Source organism: Sphingopyxis sp. (genome assembly GCF_025869345.1).
Classification (GTDB): domain Bacteria; phylum Pseudomonadota; class Alphaproteobacteria; order Sphingomonadales; family Sphingomonadaceae; genus Sphingopyxis.
The window spans coordinates 1-17,632 of the sequence record NZ_JAOZVW010000012.1 but is presented as its reverse complement, the minus strand read 5'-3'; the positions used below and the strand labels follow the sequence as shown (position 1 = coordinate 17,632).

14 protein-coding genes and 1 tRNA gene are annotated in these 17,632 nt (G+C 66.9%); 7 read left to right on the top strand and 8 right to left on the bottom strand.

Translation table 11 applies throughout. The annotated features are described in order from the left end of the window. Window positions 1–76 precede the first annotated feature (76 nt). The 4 genes from OJI97_RS01025 to OJI97_RS01010 form a co-directional block, all read right to left on the bottom strand. On the bottom strand, window positions 77–5,143 hold the full coding sequence (locus OJI97_RS01025; RefSeq protein WP_297660038.1) for a hypothetical protein: 5,067 nt from the start codon (window positions 5,141–5,143) through the stop codon (window positions 77–79). A gap of 90 nt (window positions 5,144–5,233) precedes the next feature. Continuing rightward, window positions 5,234–6,295 (bottom strand): hypothetical protein, encoded by a 1,062-nt coding sequence (locus OJI97_RS01020; RefSeq protein WP_297660036.1) that lies wholly within the window; start codon window positions 6,293–6,295, stop codon window positions 5,234–5,236. A 74-nt stretch (window positions 6,296–6,369) separates the two neighbouring features. Continuing rightward, window positions 6,370–6,834, bottom strand: coding sequence for a hypothetical protein (locus OJI97_RS01015; protein WP_297660035.1), 465 nt, complete (start codon window positions 6,832–6,834; stop codon window positions 6,370–6,372). A gap of 11 nt (window positions 6,835–6,845) precedes the next feature. Next, window positions 6,846–7,847 carry a hypothetical protein gene (locus OJI97_RS01010; RefSeq protein WP_297660033.1) on the bottom strand — a complete coding sequence of 334 codons (1,002 nt, stop codon included), beginning with the start codon at window positions 7,845–7,847 and terminating at the stop codon, window positions 6,846–6,848. 193 nt (window positions 7,848–8,040) lie between these two features. Between OJI97_RS01010 and OJI97_RS01005 the strand changes: the two genes are divergently transcribed. Both OJI97_RS01005 and OJI97_RS01000 read left to right on the top strand, forming a co-directional pair. Beyond that, a complete protein-coding gene (locus OJI97_RS01005; RefSeq protein ID WP_297660031.1) occupies window positions 8,041–9,240 on the top strand; it encodes an AI-2E family transporter in 1,200 nt (399 codons plus the stop codon). A gap of 43 nt (window positions 9,241–9,283) precedes the next feature. Continuing rightward, a tRNA-Asp gene (locus OJI97_RS01000) sits at window positions 9,284–9,360 on the top strand. Between the two features lie 80 nt (window positions 9,361–9,440). Here the strand turns inward: OJI97_RS01000 and OJI97_RS00995 are convergent. The 4 genes from OJI97_RS00995 to OJI97_RS00980 form a co-directional block, all read right to left on the bottom strand. Continuing rightward, complete coding sequence (locus OJI97_RS00995) at window positions 9,441–9,671, bottom strand: DUF2842 domain-containing protein (RefSeq protein ID WP_297660028.1); 231 nt, start codon at window positions 9,669–9,671, stop codon at window positions 9,441–9,443. Then, complete coding sequence (locus OJI97_RS00990) at window positions 9,668–10,243, bottom strand: 5-formyltetrahydrofolate cyclo-ligase (protein ID WP_297660025.1); 576 nt, start codon at window positions 10,241–10,243, stop codon at window positions 9,668–9,670. The genes OJI97_RS00995 and OJI97_RS00990 overlap by 4 nt, the downstream gene beginning before the upstream one ends. A 400-nt stretch (window positions 10,244–10,643) precedes the next feature. Next, window positions 10,644–11,084, bottom strand: a complete 441-nt coding sequence (locus OJI97_RS00985; protein ID WP_297660022.1) for a cell division protein ZapA — start codon at window positions 11,082–11,084, stop codon at window positions 10,644–10,646. After that, on the bottom strand, window positions 11,077–11,292 hold the full coding sequence (locus OJI97_RS00980; protein ID WP_297660020.1) for a hypothetical protein: 216 nt from the start codon (window positions 11,290–11,292) through the stop codon (window positions 11,077–11,079). Before OJI97_RS00980 ends, OJI97_RS00985 begins: the two co-directional genes overlap by 8 nt. Window positions 11,293–11,442: 150 nt before the next feature. On the opposite strand from OJI97_RS00980, the gene tkt reads away from it, so the two are divergent. The 5 genes from tkt to OJI97_RS00955 all read left to right on the top strand — a co-directional run bounded on the left by tkt (window position 11,443) and on the right by OJI97_RS00955 (window position 17,417). After that, on the top strand, window positions 11,443–13,410 hold the full coding sequence (gene tkt, locus OJI97_RS00975; RefSeq protein ID WP_297660018.1) for a transketolase: 1,968 nt from the start codon (window positions 11,443–11,445) through the stop codon (window positions 13,408–13,410). A gap of 37 nt (window positions 13,411–13,447) precedes the next feature. After that, a complete protein-coding gene (gene gap, locus OJI97_RS00970; RefSeq protein ID WP_297660016.1) occupies window positions 13,448–14,455 on the top strand; it encodes a type I glyceraldehyde-3-phosphate dehydrogenase in 1,008 nt (335 codons plus the stop codon). A gap of 140 nt (window positions 14,456–14,595) precedes the next feature. Further along, window positions 14,596–15,792 carry a phosphoglycerate kinase gene (pgk, locus tag OJI97_RS00965; protein WP_297660014.1) on the top strand — a complete coding sequence of 399 codons (1,197 nt, stop codon included), beginning with the start codon at window positions 14,596–14,598 and terminating at the stop codon, window positions 15,790–15,792. 99 nt (window positions 15,793–15,891) lie between these two features. Then, a complete protein-coding gene (locus OJI97_RS00960; RefSeq protein ID WP_297660040.1) occupies window positions 15,892–16,761 on the top strand; it encodes a fructose bisphosphate aldolase in 870 nt (289 codons plus the stop codon). Further along, the gene (locus tag OJI97_RS00955; RefSeq protein ID WP_297660011.1) at window positions 16,761–17,417 is read left to right on the top strand and encodes an O-methyltransferase; all 657 of its coding nucleotides are present in this window, start codon (window positions 16,761–16,763) and stop codon (window positions 17,415–17,417) included. The genes OJI97_RS00960 and OJI97_RS00955 overlap by 1 nt, the downstream gene beginning before the upstream one ends. Window positions 17,418–17,632: the final 215 nt, after the last annotated feature.

The following is a 17,632-nucleotide window of genomic DNA, read 5'->3' as shown; positions in this document are numbered from 1 at the left end:
CTTGATCCGGGGTCCCGCTTTACGCCGTTGCTGAGCGGGACCCCGGATCAAGTCCGGGGTGACGAAGAGTAGGACTTTAGAGCCCCAGCCCCGCAAAGCTCGTCTGGTCGAACTTCAGCCGGAACGTCACATAGGCGCCCGAGCGCGAGAAGCGTGCGTCCTCGAAATCGCGGTCGTGGAAGCCCGCGAAATTATAGCCCAAGGTGAGGTTGGCATTCTTCATCGGCGCCAGCGTCAGCGTCGGGCCCGCGGCCCAGGCGATGGTGTCGCCGCCGGTGCCGATCCGCGCGGTGCCCGAGGCGCCGACATCGACATGCTCGCCGAGATTGAAGCGGAAATCGGCGCCGAGCAGGTTCGACCAGCCCTTTACGTCGTCCTCGCCGAAGCGGTCGAAGCTGTAGCGGGTACCCCAAAAGAAGCCGATCTCGGCGCGTTCGGTCCATTCGCCTCCGCGCCCTTTGAGCGGGGTCCAGTTCACCGACAGGCTGTTGAGCAGGCGGCGGCTCGTCGCGTCGCCGTCGATCGTCAGCGCGGCGTCGCCGACCGGCCCGGCCTGACCCGCGACCGCGCCGCGCACCTTGTCTGAGCGGAACTCGCTCTTGTTGAGCCACGAAAGCTGCGAATCGGCGGGGCGGTGCGCCCAGCTCGCCTCGAAGCTGATGACTTCGGTCGTGGGGGTCGTGCCGCTGCCGCTCGCCTTCGCATAGGAGAAGAGCGCGCCGAGCGCCTGGCCTTCGCCGAGCTGGCGCAGGGCGCCAAGCGTCAGGCCATAACGGTTGGCAAGCTCGCCGTCGCGATATTCGGCGCGGCCGGTCAGCGTCCAGCGCGATGTGCGGTATGTCGCGCCCGCGCTGATCGCGAGGAAATCCTCGGTCAGCGTGCCGTTGTCGCCGAGGAAGCCGCCCGACGCGACCGGCTGCGCGGCGTTGAGCACGTCCTTCGCGCGAATGCCGCCGAGGGTGCGGTTGCCGTCGACCGACAGATCGACCGACCAGCGCTCGCCGAGCTTCAGCGACTGCGATAGGCCATAGGCGGCGAAGCTGCGCGGGCCATATTCGCCGATCTCCTGCTGGTTCGCGGTCGCGAGCAGCCGCGCCCCGGCCCAGGGGGCGAGGTCGAAGCCGAGGCGGGCGGTGCGCGCCTTGACGGTGTCGCCGTCGGCGATCTCGTAGCTGCCGACCAGATTGACGTCGCGAGTCACCGCATAGCGTGCGCCGATGCGATGGCGGGTCGGAAAATCGACGCTGGCGTCATCGCCGCCGAGCGCGAATTCGGTCTGCGCGTCGAGCTCGAGCTTCTTGTCGAACAATCGCTGCGTCGCTCCGAGCTGGACGATGTCGGAGGTGTTGCGCGACCCGTCGGAGAGGCGGTCGTCGGCATGGGTCAGGCCCGCGCGCAGCACGGTGGTGCCATTGTCATATTCGACCAGCGCCTTCGCGGCGCGGCGGCGGGCGTCGACGTTCAGATAATCCTCCTGCCACGCGCTTCCGGTCAGCGACAGGCTGCGCGTCGCTTTCACGCGCGCGTCGAAGCCGAATTTGCGCGTGCCGTCCTCGCCGCTGTTGAGCTGGCCGGTGCCGAAGCCCGCTTCGCGTGTCCGGACATAGGCGAGGACGTCCATGCTGCGGCTATGATGCTCGGCCTCGATCAGCCACGCCCTGGCGGTGCCCGCGGCCGCGCCGCCGTTCCTCGCCTTGGCGTCGCTCACCGCATATTCGGCGCGCACTTCGGTATCGACATTCGGGCGGTAGCGCGCATCGACGCCGCCGAGGTCGGTCTTGGCGCTATTGTCCTCGTCGTGGATGAAGGTCGCGCCGACGCGCAGTTTTTCGTCGGTCGATCGATAGCTGACGCGGCCGCCCGCATTGAGAACGCGCTCGCCGACCCCATCGACCTCATATTCGGCGACGATGAACTGCGGGTCGAGGTCCGACGAGCGGCTGAGCACCGGGGCGCGGAAACGCAGCGTGCCCGCCAGATAGTCGATGTCGTAATCGATGTTGCGGGTCAGCGTGATGCTGTTCACGATCCGCTCGCTGTGCAGCCGGTCGCGCGTCTCGATGACGATGCGCTCGCTGTTCGGCAATATGTCGCGCGCGCCGAGCTGATAGGGGCCGGTCAGGCCGTTGCCCTGAATCTCGTCGCGGCGGAAGCGGTAGGGGGTGTCGGCGGCGAAGGCGGTCGCGGCGATGTTGCGGCCGCGATACTCGGCCTTGCCGCCGTTCAGCGCGCGCTGGTAGCGGGCAAGCTCCGGCTCCGAAATTCCCGTCTCGATGTCGCCGAACATCGCATAGAATTGCGGGCGTTCGAGGCGCAGATAGAGTTTGCGCACCGACGCGGCGTCATAGCGCGTCTCGCCCCGGTCGGCGTAGATGGTGTAATAGGCGCGCGGGTCGATCACCCCGCCGAAGCGCGCGTCGTCCTGATCCTTGTCGCTGTCATAGGCCAGCGTCATCAGCCATTTGCCCTGGATGCGGCCCTTGGCATAGAGCGCGAGGCGCGCGTCGGCGTTGAGGTCGTCCAGCGTCTCGGCGACCGGCTCCATGCGGTCGTCGAGCGTGTTGTAGCCGATCGTGCCCGCGGCGAAGCCGACGACGGTCCACGGGCGGTCGCCCGGATCGAGCCAGGTCTCGATCGTCTGCTTGCGCTCGACCTTGTCGTCACGGAAGGCGAAATCCATCGTCAGCGTGCCCGATGCGGTCGTCGGCTCGAGCTCGATATATGCGATGCCGTCGTCGCCATCGATGCGCCATACCGGCTGCGCGCGTTCGAGGCCCGAAAGCTGGCGCGCCTGCTGCGCGTCGGCCTCGACGGCGGGATAATAGGGGGCGGGGACGCTGAAATCGCCGGTCAGGCCCGACCGGATCGGCTTGCCGTCGCGATCGGTCAGCCGCACCGCGATCACCGGGCGGGTGACGCCGTCGGCGACCAGCACCGACTTTTCGCGGATCAATGTCGCGCGCATCGGGGTGATCGCATAATGGACGCCGCGTTCGAGCGTTTCGACGACCGCGCCATTGGCGTCGGTCACCGTTGCGGCAAGGCGGTTGTCGCCCTCGCGAATCTCGATCCCGCGCCACAGGCTGACCGCGACCAGCCCGTCGGCCGACTTGCTCACCCCCTCGAAGGTCAGCGCGTCGACGGGCTTGCCGTTGATCGTCAGCGACACTTTCTGGCCCGGCGCGTGCTTGATCGCGGCGCGGATCGCCTTGGTGCGCGGATTATGGTCGCTGGCCGGAAAGAGCCAGCCGATGCCCGGTGCCTGCCCGGCGAGCCAGTCGCGGTGCGCGCCGGCGGCGTCGGGGTCGCTCATCGGTTTGGGCGCGACGAATTGCTTCTTGCCCGGCGCGGTGCGCGGGGCAGCAGTAGCGGCGCGGAAGTCGGCGCGCTTCAGCGAGCCGCCGCGCCCCTCGACGAAGCGCGAGATCGCGCTGCCCGCGCTCGCGGTCGAGCGCGTGCAGTCCACGGCTTCGCGGTCGAGCGGCAGCGTCGAGGGATCGATCTGCACGACGTGCAGGCCGGGGCGGACGCCCTCGAAATGATAGCGGCCGCCCTCGTCGGTGACGGTGTAGCTGCCGTCCTGCAGCATCACGCGGACGCCTGCGATGCCCGGCGCCTTGCCGGGGTTCACCGCGCAGCCGCCGTCGGTGATGCGGCCGATGATCGTCATGCGGTCGCCGAGCTGGTCGCGCTTGATCGCGATCGTCGCCTCGGCGACATTGCTCTCTGTCCCGCGATTGTCGGCGGCCGAGGCGCGGTTGAGCGCGCTGCCGGGCTGCGCCGACACGGTGACTTCGGCGACATAGGTGAGCAGCACGCTGCCCGCGGGCGCGATCGCGGGCAGGGCGACGGTGAAATCGCGGCCGTTCGCGTTGACGGCGGCCTCGACGCGCGTGCCGTCCGCGCGCACCGTGTCGGCGCGCAGGCGCATCCCGGCGGGCAGCGTGTCGCTGACCGTCACCGCGCCGGTCGAGCGGCGGGCGTCGCGGTTCGCGACGTCGATGCGATATTGCACGACGTCGCCCGGAACCGCAGTCTGCGTGGAGGTGGTCTTGCGCAGCACGAGCGGCAGGCCGGGCTGGTCGACCGGAATGTCGACGCGCACCGGCGCGGGGCTGTCGAGCGTGAAGACGCGGCTATAGCTGGCGTCGGTGATGGTGAGGGGCTGGCCGTCGTCGGGGCGGCGCAGGCCCGCGAGATCGGCGGCGCTCGATTTCGACGGCGCGCTATAGGGCGCGGGCGGTTCGACGATCAGACGATAGGAGCCGGGCGCGACGAAGGGAAAGCGATAGTCGCCGGCCGGGAAGCTGTAGACCCGCCCGCTCGCGTCGGCGACGTCCTGCCCGGTGACGATCGTCGCGGGATAGGCCGAGGTGCCGTCATCGCCGAACACCTGCGCCGGCTGGCCGGTCGCGGCATCGATCAGCGTCACGCGGCTGCCCGGAACCGCTGAGCCGTCGCCGCTGTCGAAGACCATGCCGAAGGGATCGACAAGAAAGTCGATCGTCGCCGTCGCGACGAGGCTGGCATTGGCCTGTTCGGTGACGCGAAGCTGGATCGGCGACCCCGGATCGACCGACAGGCGGCAATCGCCCGCGACGACGGCGGGCGGAACCCCGACCGTATTGATGAAGCCCGCAAACTCTCCGCTGTTCGCGGCGGTTTCGGTGAGGGTGATGCGCTCGCTGTCGCCGTTCGCGAGATCGAGCACCACCGGCAGCGTGTCGATCGCATTCGGATCGACGTTCGCCGAGGCGAGCGCGATGCCGACCACCAGCACTTCGCCGGCGCGAAACGCGTCGCTGCTCTGGAGCGAGGCGGGGGCGGTCGAAATGCCGGCATAGGCGCCGGCGAGCTGTATCAGGCCGCCGGCGGCGGCGCGCACGCCCGGATTGGCGGCGGCGCAGCGGGTCGGAACGAGCGGCGCGGTCTTGTTGCCGCCGCTCCCGACGAGGCGATAGGTCTTGATCACCGGCTGTTCGGGCGGACGGGCGCGGACGGTCACGTCAACGCGGTTCGACAATATCTGGCCGGGCTGGCCGTTATCCGACCACTGGGCCGATGCGGTATTGGAAATCACCTGCGCGTGCGCGGGGGCCGCAGGCAGCGTGGCTGCCGCGGCCAGAGCGGCCACGAAGGACATACAGGTTTGGCGGAATGGCATCGCTGGTCCCGAAAGGGCAGCGGGAAGCAGGCGATTCGCCTATTCCCGCTGCCCCGTCATTCCGTCCGGTCAGTTGACCGTGGCCCGAAATACGAGCGTGCGCGTGTCGCCCGCCGCGACGGTCGCGATCGTCCCCGACACGTTCGGGTTCGTATAGCTGCCGCCCGCGACGCCATTGGCGTTGCAGGTGCCGCCGGTGACCGTGCCGTTCAGCAGGATCGAGCTGGTGACGAAGGTCAATTGGCCCGGAACCGGGTCGTTGATGACCACCGAGGTCGCGTCGGCGCTGCCGCTGTTGGCGACCGCGATGCAATATTCGACGACGGCGCCCGGAATCAGCTTCGGATTGCTCGTATTGTTGAACGGGTCCGAGATGACGCGGCTGGTCTTGGTGACCGCGAGCGTCGCCGTCTGGACGGTATAGTCGTCGTTGTCGCTGTGCGATCCGTCGCGCGGCGTGTCGCCCGCAACCCCCGCGATGTCGGCAAAGACGGTATCCTTGCCCGCGGTGTTCGCGCCGGTCGTCTCGGTGATCGCCAGGCCCTGTGTGCCCGCCGTGCCGCCTTCGCGCGCGGTGGCGCGCAGCGTCACCCCGGCAACGGCATTGTTGGTGAGCCCCGCCGGAATGTCGGCGACGACGAACAGGCGGATCGGCGTGTCGACCGCGAGCTCGTCGATATAGGTGACGAGCGCGTCGCCTGCGTCCCAGTCGCCGACCGTGCCGCTCGCCGTATTGTCACGATAGATGCGGATATTGGTCGCATCGAACGTGTCGGTGCCGCCGTGCGAGGCGGTGCCGCCAGTGATCTGCGTCGCCGCCAGCGCGAAGTCGAGTATTTCGTTCGAGCTGTTGGTGAGCTGGAAGGTCGTGACGGCATTGCTCTGTCCCGGCACGACGTTGGTCGTGACGGTCCCCACCTCTTCGACGAGCAGGTTGATCTTGCGGTCGACGGTGAAACTGTTCGACGCGCTCTCCTGACCTTGCGAAACGCCGCCGACCTTATAATCGACGGTGGCGGTATTGGTGATCGAGGTTCCCGCGGTCGTCCCGCCCGCATAGGCGGGGCTTGCGGCAGCGACGGACGCCGCTGCCACACCGATGGTCCCCCAGTAAATCAGCTTGCTGGTCATAGCTGAATCCCCAGGCTTGATTGGCTGCCAAATTCCCCACCGCCGGCAACCGTTAAGCGGTTTTGATCACGCCGTTATTTGACGATTCCCCTGAACATGAGCTTCCCCGCGCCCCCGGCCGGGATCGGCTTCTGGAACGCCCAGCGGATGTGCGTGACGTCAGCGGGCTGCGCCGGGCGGCGGGTGCCGTCGGCGAGCGGAACGGTTAGCGTGTCGAGCGTGCCCCAGCTCTGACCGCCATCGACCGAGACGATCGGCCGCGTGTCGCCCGCATCGGCGAAGCGAACCGCGGGTGGCATCGGATTGGTAACCACGAAGCGGTCGGCGGCCTGCGCGCCGGCGTTGCGATAGTTGAGCACGAAGACCAGCCGGTCGCCGGGAACGACGATCTTCGGTTCCTCTAGCCGCACCCGCTGCTTGCCGCTGGCGTCGGTGGTCACCCGTTCGACGAACACGCTGTTGTCGAGCGCGACCTGGTTTGCCGCAAGCGCCGGAGCAGGCGCAAGAGCGGCCGACAGAAGAATAAGAGCGATACGCATACGCATCTCCATCATTTGATCTTGGTCTTGAAGGTAACGGCGCGGGTCTGGCCGCCCGCGACGGTGCCGAGCTGGACGCGGATCCGCGTGCCGTCGTAATCGCCTGCGTCGGCATCGGCCGCGTCGGTCAGCGCCGTGGCGCCGAGCTTGATCGAATTGGCGACATAGGCGGTGTCCGCGGGCACATTGTCGGTGATCGCAAGGCCGTTCACCGAGCCCGATCCGGCGACAGTCGCGGTGATCGTATAGGTGATGGTGGCGCCCGGAACGGGCTCGCTGCCGCCGAACGGATCGGCGATCACCGCCGATTTGACGAGCGTCACGGTCGCCGCCGATACCTTGTAGGCGCCATTGTCCTGCCCGTCGGCGCCGGTCGCGCCGGCGATCGCATCGCCGCCGCCTTCGCCCTTGCCCGCGAAGCTGGTGCCGGGCGCGCCGGTGCCGGTCTTCGCCGCGGCGACGAGCGTGACGACCCCGCGGTTGCCGTCGGCGGCGGATGCCGGGGTCGTCGCGAGCACGAACACGGTCATCGCGGTGTCGGGCTGAAGCGGCGTTTCCGATCCCGCCACATACAGCGTATCGGCCGGGTCCCAGGTGCCGTTGCCGTTGGCGTCGATGAAGATCTGCGTGACGGCGGGATCGTAATTGTCGCCGCCGACGTTGGCGATCGTGCTGAGCGCGAAGGCTTCGGGGCCGTTGCCGGTGTTGGTGACGCGATAGGTCAGAACCTGGTTCGTCGCCCCCGGCGTCGTCGGCACGTCGGTGGCGTTGCCGGCGACGGTGACGTCGAGCAGTTCGTCGATTTTCAGGTCGACGCGGTTCGAATCGATCGTCTGCGTGCCGCCGCCATTATCGAAGCTGGCGCTCGCGGTGTTGCTGATCGTCGTGCCGGCGAGCGTGCCCGCGGCGTGCGCCGCGGTTGGCACGACGCATGTCGCGACGAGCGCGAGGATTGAACAGGAGGGAAGAAGAAGCGGATGATGCTTCGCGCCCCCCACAGGCGCTTTCACCATGATTTTGACTCCAAAGCTGGTCCTTGGAATTCGCCATCGCGGAAAAAGAAAAATTTCTGGTTAAAATACCGATAGAAAATGGGGTTTTGGCCCATATCGGGACACGCGGAATAATCCGCGCGCGAATCCGGCACGGCTGGCGCGGCGCGGAAAGCTCGCGTAGGATGAAGCGGTTAGGTGGGAGTCAGACGTCGTGACCGAGGACAGGGGGAGCAAGGACACGCGACCGGCGCGCTCCGGTCCCCTGCATCAGATCGAAATCGACGATTTCCGCCGCGACCGGCTGCTCGCGGCGCTGGCGCTGATCGTCGGCGCGGCTTTCTGCCTCGCCTTGCCCTTCGCCTTGCAGGCGGGCGCGGAGTTCTTCCTGCCGCTGACCGCGGCGATCGTCATCTCGATCGCGCTTGTGCCGCTCCTCGAATGGCTCGAGCGGCGCGGCGTGCCGTCGGGGCTGGCGGCTTTCCTGTCGCTCGCGGCGTTCCTGATGCTGGTCAATGCGGCGCTGGCGATCATCGTCGTGCCCGCGACCGGCTGGTTCGCGCGGATTCCCGAATCGATCCCGCGTATCCAGAGCAATCTGGCCCCGCTTATAGATTTTTATGCCAGTTTTCAGCGTTTTGTGGATAGAACCTTGATGTCCGTGGCAAGCGGGACCGAGGCGACGGCGCAGGCGGTCGCGGCGCAGGCGCCGTCATCGGTGGTCGATTATTTCATTTCGGCGGCGCCGGCGGCGGCGATCCAGCTTTTCTTCGCGGTGCTCGTCATCTTCTTCTTCCTCGCCGGCTGGACGCGGCTCCGGCGTGGGACGATCCGCCGCCGCGGCAGCTTCGACGGCGCGATGCAGACCGCGCGGGTGATCCAGAACGTTGTCGACGCGACCGCCGACTATCTGGCGACAATCACGATGATCAACGCGATCCTGGGGCTCATCGTCTCGCTGCTGCTCTGGGCGCTCGGGATGCCGTCGCCCTTCATGTGGGGCGGGATCGTGTCTCTGTGCAATTTCGTGCCCTATCTAGGGCCGATCGTCGCCGCGGTGCTGCTCGGGCTCGGCGGGCTGATGACCTTCGACGCGGTGGGTTTCGCGCTGCTGCCCGCGCTGATCTTCATCGGCGTGCATCTGGTCGAGGCGAATCTCGTCACGCCGCTGGTGCTCGGACGGCGGCTGACGATCAATCCGCTGCTGATTCTCGTCTCGCTGAGCTTTTGGGGCTGGGTGTGGGGAACGCCCGGCGCGCTGCTCGCGGTGCCGCTTCTGCTGATCCTGCAGACCGTTCTCCACTCGACCGGAACCCCGGATCTTGCGGGTTTCCTGTTCGAGCGCGGCACGCTGACGACGACCGACGAGATGCGCGAGCGATTAAATCGCACAAAGGGCGATGGCGACGGTTGACAGGCCGGAGCGCGGCGCATATTGGCGCTGCTCCCAAGCACACGCGGGTGTAGCTCAGTTGGTTAGAGTGCCGGCCTGTCACGCCGGAGGTCGCGGGTTCGAGCCCCGTCACTCGCGCCATTTCCTGCCCTTTTCGGGCGAAATGGCCACCGCAGCTTGGGACCATCAAAACCAGAGTTCGACGGGGTCGGCGCGGCGCTTCAGCCGCGCCACCGCCCCAGTTCCATCCAGCGCAGCAGCGGCTTCAGCGGCAGCACCCAGACGATCCCCGCGACGAGGTAGAAGAGCGCCTGGACGAGCATCGGCCAGGTGCCGACCCATGGCGACAGCGCCACGATCAGCGTCGCCCACAGCGCGATCAGCAGCAGGATCAGGAAAATGCCCGCGGGCTTGCGCCAGCTAGGCGGCGGGTCGGCGGGTAGCTGGCTCACAGTCGGTCTCCGGTCACGATATATTCCTGTTCGGTGAGAATGGCGTCGAGCCGCGCGTCGGTCGGCTCGATGGGAACAGTGTCAACTTCCTGCACCGACCAGGCGATTCCGATCCGCACGATATCGGGACAGGCCGCGAAAAAGCGGTCGTAATGCCCGCCGCCTTGGCCGAGGCGCCCCCCATGGCGGTCGAAGCCGACGAGCGGGCAGAGGATCAGGCCGGGAAGCAGATACTCGGCGTCGTCGGCGGGTTGCGGCGTTCCCCATGGGCCTTTGACGAGCGGGTCGCCGGGCCGCCAGCGGCGGAAATCCATCGTTTCGACGCGCCCGTCATGGTGGGGAAGCGCCAATGTTGTCTCTGTCAACATCGGTAATATGTCGGGTTCGGAGCCCGAGGCGGCATAAGCGGCCACGGGCCCGGACGCCGCGACGAGATCGGCAAGCGGCGCGGGCAGGGCGCGAAATGCCGCCAGCCGCGCCATAGGGTCCAGATTGGCGGCGAAATGCCGGCGGCGGAAGCGCAGCTTCGCGCGGAGTTTCTGCTTCTGCTGGGCGAGGCTGTCGGAAAGCATGGCGTTTCCGCTCCTCTGAAACGTGATGGCGGGTGGCGGGACCACCGTAGGTCGTTTGCTGGAAGATCCTCTGACGCCAGTAACGTCAGGTGGGGACCATATACGTCGGACCAGGGTCCGGGCAGGGACAGCCCCCTAGGATGATGTATCGCCTCAGGGATTTTCGCAAAAGCTCGTACCGGGCAGTACCCGCCGCCCCCTATGTAGGGGGAGGGAGGCGTCCGCTCAAGGGTTATGGCGATCGCAGCTTCGTGTTGCCGGAAATAGGCTGCACCTTCCTCCATCATTGTGTCCCCGCGAAGGCGGGGACCCATCTCTGGCTGGTTCAAACTGGCGCGGACCGGAGATGGGCTCCCGCCTTCGCGGGAGCACGCGGCTTTTCAAAAACGGGAGGACCGTATCAGGGTAATTGCTCGATCCGCGTCGCCAGCGTCTCGATCCGGTCGGCGATCTGGAGCAGCGCGCGGTCGTGCGACGGCTTGGCGCTCGCCGGGTTTGGGGGCGCCGGGTTCGAGGGCGGCGCCTTCTTGAGCGCATCGAGCTCGGCGCGCGCGGCCTTCAGTTCGTCGCGCGCCTGCGCTTCGCGACTTTCGGCGAGCGCCACCGCGGCGCGGAGCGAATCGGACTGCGGTTCGGCCTTGGCAGCCTTGCCCTTGGCTTCCTGCGCTTCGTCGGCGAGCATCAGCGCCGCGAAGAGCAATTGGCGGACTTCGGTCCCGCCCGGCATCGCGCGCACCTTTTCATCCACCACGGCCGCCAGGTTCAGAAGCTGCGGTTCCTGGCCGTCGGCGCAGTGGACGTCATAGGTGCGTCCGGCGATGCCCAGCTTGACGTCAGCCATTTTTCGCCTCCGAAATCAGCCGGTCGAGTTCGCCGATCACCGCGGCTACCTCGGCCTTGAGCGCAGATTGGTCGCCGGAATCGGAGGGTGGCACCTTGGCCGCGGGGCGATTCGCCCGTTCGGTCAGCGCCGTCTCGATCCGGCTCAGCGCCCGTTCGATGCGGCCGATGGCCAGGCTGGATTCGTCAAGGTCGAGTTCCATGTCCATGGGTTAGCAGCGCCGGGGATGGGGTGCAATCGCCTCTCCGCGCCGAAATTGCCGCTATTTTGCGCTGCGGCGGTTGACTCCTGCGTCCGCCATCGCGAAGGGCTGTCCCCACCGAATCCGGCCATCTTCACATCCTTTTCCGGGGGACAAATGACACTGCCCGAACGTCAACTCGCCAACGCCATTCGCGCGCTTGCGATGGACGCCGTCCAGGCCGCGAACAGCGGCCATCCGGGGATGCCCATGGGCATGGCCGACGTCGCCACCGTCCTCTATTCGGACTATCTGAAATTCGACCCTTCGGACCCGAAATGGGCCGATCGCGACCGATTCGTCCTGTCGGCGGGGCACGGCTCGATGCTCGCTTATGCGACGCTGCATCTCGCGGGCTATGCGCGGCCGACAATGGAAGACATCCGCAATTTCCGCCAGCTCAGCAGCCCGTGCGCCGGGCACCCCGAGAATTTCGAGCTTCCGGGCATCGAGACGACGACCGGGCCGCTGGGGCAGGGCCTTGCGACCGCGGTGGGCATGGCGATCGCCGAACGGCACCTCAATGCGATCTATGGCGACGATCTGGTCGACCACCGCACCTGGGTGATCGCCGGCGACGGCTGCCTGATGGAAGGCATTAATCACGAAGCCATCGGCCTCGCCGGGCATTTGCAGCTCGGCCGCCTGATCGTGCTGTGGGATGACAACAAGATCACCATCGACGGATCGACCGACCTGTCGACGAGCGAGGATGTGCGGGCGCGCTATGCCGCGACCGGCTGGCACGTCGATAGCTGTGACGGCCACGATCCCGCCGACATCCGGCGCGCGATCGACGGTGCGCTCGCCGCGAGCCGGCCGTCGCTGATCGCGTGCAAGACGCTGATCGGTTTCGGCGCGCCGAACAAGCAGGGCACGTCGGCGACCCACGGCTCGCCGCTCGGCGCCGACGAAGTCGCCGCGGCGCGCGCGACGCTTGGCTGGACCGCCGAACCCTTCGTCATTCCCGCCGACGTCGCCGATGCGTGGAAAGCGTTCGGGGAGAAGGGCAGCGCACTTCACGCCGAATGGAATGATCGTCTTGCAAGTAACGAAAAGAAAAGTGATTTCGAGGGCCGGCTGAGCGGCAAGCTCGTTCCGGGTGAGGCGTTCAAAACCTATCTCGACGGCCTCGTCGCCGAGCCGCCGAAGGTGGCGACGCGCAAGGCGTCGGAAAATGCGTTGGGCGCGCTCACCGCCGACATCGCCGCGCTGGTCGGCGGCAGCGCCGACCTGACGGGTTCCAACAATACCAAAACATCGTCGACCAAACCGCTGACGAAAAGCGATTATTCGGGCCGCTATGTCTATTACGGCATTCGCGAGTTCGGCATGGCCGCGGCGATGAACGGCATGGCGCTGCACGGCGGCGTCGCCCCCTATGGCGGCACCTTCCTGGTGTTTGCCGATTATTGCCGCGCCGCGATCCGCCTGTCGGCGCTCCAGCGCCAGCGCGTCGTCTATGTGATGACCCACGACAGCATCGGCCTCGGCGAGGACGGCCCGACGCACCAGCCGATCGAGCATCTGCAATCGCTGCGCGCGATGCCGAACCTGCTCGTCATGCGCCCCGCCGACGCGGTCGAGACCGCCGAATGCTGGGCGATCGCGCTGGCGCAGGACAGCCGCCCGTCGCTGCTCGCGCTGACCCGCCAGAATCTGCCGCCGTTGCGCCATGACGTCACCGAAAATCTTTGCGCGAAAGGCGGTTACCGCCTGCGTGATGCTGCGGCGGCGCGCAAAGTGGTGCTCGTCGCGACGGGTTCCGAGGTGTCACTCGCGATGGAAATTGCCGACAAGCTGGAGGCGGCGGGAGAGGGCGCCGACGTCGTTTCGATGGTCTCGACCGAACTCTTCGACGAGCAGGACCTCGCTTATCAGGCCGACATCCTGCCTGCGGGTGCGCTGATCGTCTCGATCGAGGCGGGCACGACCTTCGGCTGGGAACGCTACACCGGCCGCGACGGCCTTCGTTTCGGCATCGACAGCTTTGGTGCATCGGCGCCGATCGACGATCTCTACCGGCATTTCGGCCTGACTGTCGACGCCATCACCCCCCAGATTCTGGCGCGCCTCGGCCACTAAGCACCGACCGCCTTCTCCGCAGAAAGGACTCCCCGACATGGCAGTGAAAGTCGCAATCAACGGTTTCGGACGCATCGGCCGCAATGTGGCGCGCGCCATATTGGAGCGTACCGACCATGACCTTGAACTGGTGTCGATCAACGACCTTGGCGATGCAAAGGCGAATGCCCGTCTGCTCCGCCATGACTCGGTGCATGGTGCGTTCAATGGCAGCGTCGAAGTCGATGGCAACGACCTGATCATCAACGGCAAGCGCATCCAGGTGACCGCAGAGCGCGATCCCGCTGCCCTGCCGCACGCCGCGAACGGCATCGACATCGTGATGGAATGCACGGGCTTCTTCACCAACAAGGCCGGTGGCCAGAAGCATCTCGACGCCGGTGCCAAGCGCGTGCTGATCTCGGCTCCCGCCAAGGAAGTCGACCTGACCGTCGTCTATGGCGTCAACGACGACCAGATCACCGCCGATCATCTGATCATCTCGAACGCGTCCTGCACCACCAACTGCCTCGCGCCCTTCGCCAAGGTGCTGCACGAGGCAATCGGTATCGAGCGCGGGCTGATGACCACGATCCATGCCTATACCAATGATCAGAAGATCCTCGACCAGATCCACAGCGACCCGCGCCGCGCCCGCGCCGCCGCGATGTCGATGATCCCGACCTCGACCGGCGCGGCCGTGGCCGTCGGCCTGGTCCTGCCCGAACTCAAGGGCAAGCTCGACGGGTCGTCGATCCGCGTCCCGACCCCGAATGTATCGGTGGTGGACCTCACCTTCACGCCGTCGCGCGACACCACCGCGGAAGAGGTCAACGCGGTGCTCAAGGCTGCGGCTGAGGGCCCGCTGAAGGGTGTGCTCGGTTATACCGAGGAGCCGCTGGTTTCGATCGACTTCAACCATAATGCGGCCAGCTCGACCATCGACAGCCTCGAAACGGCGGTGATCGACGGCAAGCTGGTGCGCGTGCTGAGCTGGTACGACAATGAATGGGGCTTCTCGAACCGCATGGTCGACACCGCGGGCGTGATCGCCAAGTTCCTTTAATTCGCTATCCTGGTTCCCCCGCGAAGGCGGGGGTCCATCTCCGACCGTATCGGAATGGAATGACGGTAGCAGGTGACGAGAGTGCAGGAGATGGACCCCCGCCTTCGCGGGGGAACACTCCGGGAGCGGAGTGACGAAAAGTGCCGAACTTCAAGACCCTCGACGATATCGGCGACGTCACCGGCAAGAAGGTGCTGGTCCGCGTCGATCTCAACGTCCCGATGGCGGGCGGCGCGGTCGCCGACGATACGCGCATCCGCGCGGCGATGCCAACGATCCGCGAGCTGTCCGATAAGGGCGCGATCGTGCTGCTGCTCGCGCATTTCGGACGGCCGAAGGGCGCGAAGAACCCGACCCAGTCGCTGAGCCTCGTCATCGACGGGGTCGCCGACGTGCTCGGCCATTCGGTGATGTTCATCCCCGACTGCATCGGCGAGGGCGCCAAGGCGGGGGTTGCGGTGCTCGCGCCGGGCGACGTCGCGGTGCTCGAAAACACGCGCTTCCACGCGGGCGAGGAAAAGAACGATCCCGCTTTCGCCGATGCGCTCGCCGAGGTCGGCGATCTCTATGTCGACGACGCTTTCTCCGCCGCGCACCGCGCGCACGGCTCGACCGAGGGCATCGCGCACCGGCTGCCCGCCTATGCGGGCCGCGCGATGGAGGCCGAACTCAACGCGCTCGATGCTGCGCTCGGCAATCCGGTGCATCCGGTCGCCGCGGTGGTCGGCGGCGCGAAAGTGTCGAGCAAGATCGACGTGCTCCGCAATCTCGTCGGGCGGGTCGATCATCTGATCATCGGCGGCGGCATGGCGAACACCTTTCTCGCCGCGCGCGGGGTCGATGTCGGCAAGTCGCTGTGCGAGCATGACCTCGTCGACACCGCCAACGCGATCTTCGACGCCGCCGATGCCGCGGGCTGCACGATCCATCTTCCCTATGATGTCGTCGTCGCGAAAGAGTTTGCGCCCAACCCGCCGACGCGCACCGTCAACGTCCACGAGGTCGCGGCCGACGAGATGATCCTCGACGTCGGCCCCGCCGCGGTCGAAGCGCTCGCCGACGTGCTCAAGAATTGCCGCACGCTGGTATGGAACGGCCCGCTCGGCGCGTTCGAGACGCCGCCGTTCGACACCGCGACGGTCGCGCTGGCGAAGACCGCCGCGGCGCTGACCCGCGAAGGCTCGCTGATCTCGGTCGCGGGCGGCGGCGATACCGTCGCGGCGCTCAATCACGCCGGGGTCGCCGGCGATTTCACCTTCGTCTCGACCGCGGGCGGCGCCTTCCTCGAATGGATGGAAGGCAAGCCGCTGCCGGGCGTGGACGCGCTCAAGGCCTGATTTTCCCGCGCATTTGCTTCCCGCCCGCCGGAGCGCTATGCGCCCTGCAACATACGTATGCAACCAACCGGAGATGTTATGACCACCGCCAATGCCGCCATGCTCGACCAGATCAAATCGGGACGGGGGTTCATCGCTGCACTCGATCAGAGCGGGGGTTCGACGCCGAAGGCATTGAAGGGCTATGGCATCGAGGAAGATGCCTATGCGAACGATGAGGAGATGTTCGGCCTGATCCACGCGATGCGCAGCCGTATCGTCACCGCGCCCTGCTTCAACGGCGACAAGGTGATCGGCGCGATCCTGTTCGAGCGCACGATGGACGGCGAGGCGGGCGGCAAGCCGGTCCCGGCGCTGCTGTGGGAACGCGGTGTCGTTCCCTTCCTGAAGGTCGACAAGGGGCTCGAAGCCGAGGCCGACGGCGTCCAGCTCATGAAGCCGATGCCCGACCTCGACGCGCTGTGCGAACGCGCGGTCGCGAAGGGCGTGTTCGGCACCAAGATGCGCAGCGTCGTCAACCTTGCCAATCCGGCGGGGATCAAGGCGATCGCGCGCCAGCAGTTCGCCGAGGCGAAGCGCATCGCCGCGCACGGCCTGATACCGATCATCGAACCCGAAGTGAACATCAAGAGCGTGGAGCGCGACGCCGCCGACCGCCTGCTGCTTCAGGAGATGCTGGCCGAGCTCGACGCCTGGGACGGCGCGCCGGTGATGCTCAAGCTGTCGCTCCCTACCGAATCGGGCCTGTTCCAGCCGCTCGTCGATCATCCCAAGGTGCTGCGCGTCGTTGCGCTGTCGGGCGGTTTCGCGCGTCCCGAAGCCTGCGTCGAACTGGCGAAGAACCCCGGCATCATCGCGAGCTTCAGCCGCGCCTTGCTCGAAGACCTGCGCCACCAGATGAGCGACGATGCGTTCAACGCCTCGCTGGGCAGCGCGATCGACGAGATTCACGCGGCCTCGGTCGCCTGATGGCGGCCGGCTGGCAAGCCGTCGACGATTATATCGCCGGGAAATTGCTCGGCGACGACGAGGCGCTTGCCGCCGCGCTCGCCCATAACGCCGCACAGGGCCTGCCGCCGATCGACGTGTCAGCGGCGCAGGGCAAGATGCTGTTCCTGCTCGCGCAGATGGCGGGTGCGAAGCGCATCCTCGAGGTCGGGACGCTCGGCGGTTATTCGACGATCTGGCTCGCGCGGGCGCTGCCCGCGGGCGGCGCGCTGGTGACGCTCGAACTCGAAGCGCATCATGCGGCGGTGGCGCGCGCGAATCTGGAACGGGCGGGCGTCGCCGACAAGGTCGACATCCGCGTCGGCCCGGCCGCCGAAAGCCTGGCCGCGATGGCGCCGGGCGCACCGTTCGATTTCGTTTTCATCGACGCCGACAAGCAGAACAACGCGCTTTATGTGGACGAGGCGATCCGGCTCGGGCGCAGCGGCACGACGATCATCGTCGACAATGTCGTGCGCGAAGGCGGCGTGCTCGACGCGAACAGCGGCGACGAGCGGATTGCGGGCACGCGCGCATTGTTCGACCGACTAAGCGCCGATCCACGGCTCGACGCGACCGCGATCCAGACGGTGGGGGCGAAGGGCTGGGACGGGTTCGTGCTGGCGCGGGTGCGCTGAAGCACGATCATCGATTGAAAATGCCGTGTGCTCCCGCGAAGGCGGGAGCCCATCTCCGGTCGGTGCTATTTTGAGCCCCCGGGGATGGGGGCCCGCCTTTGCGGGGACACGCATGTGTTTAACTCAAAGCTAGAGTGCCGCGCCCTTAATCTGACCCATCGTCCCGTTCGTGTCGAGCGAAGTCGAGACACCCATCGGCCTTGTGCTGTTCCGAT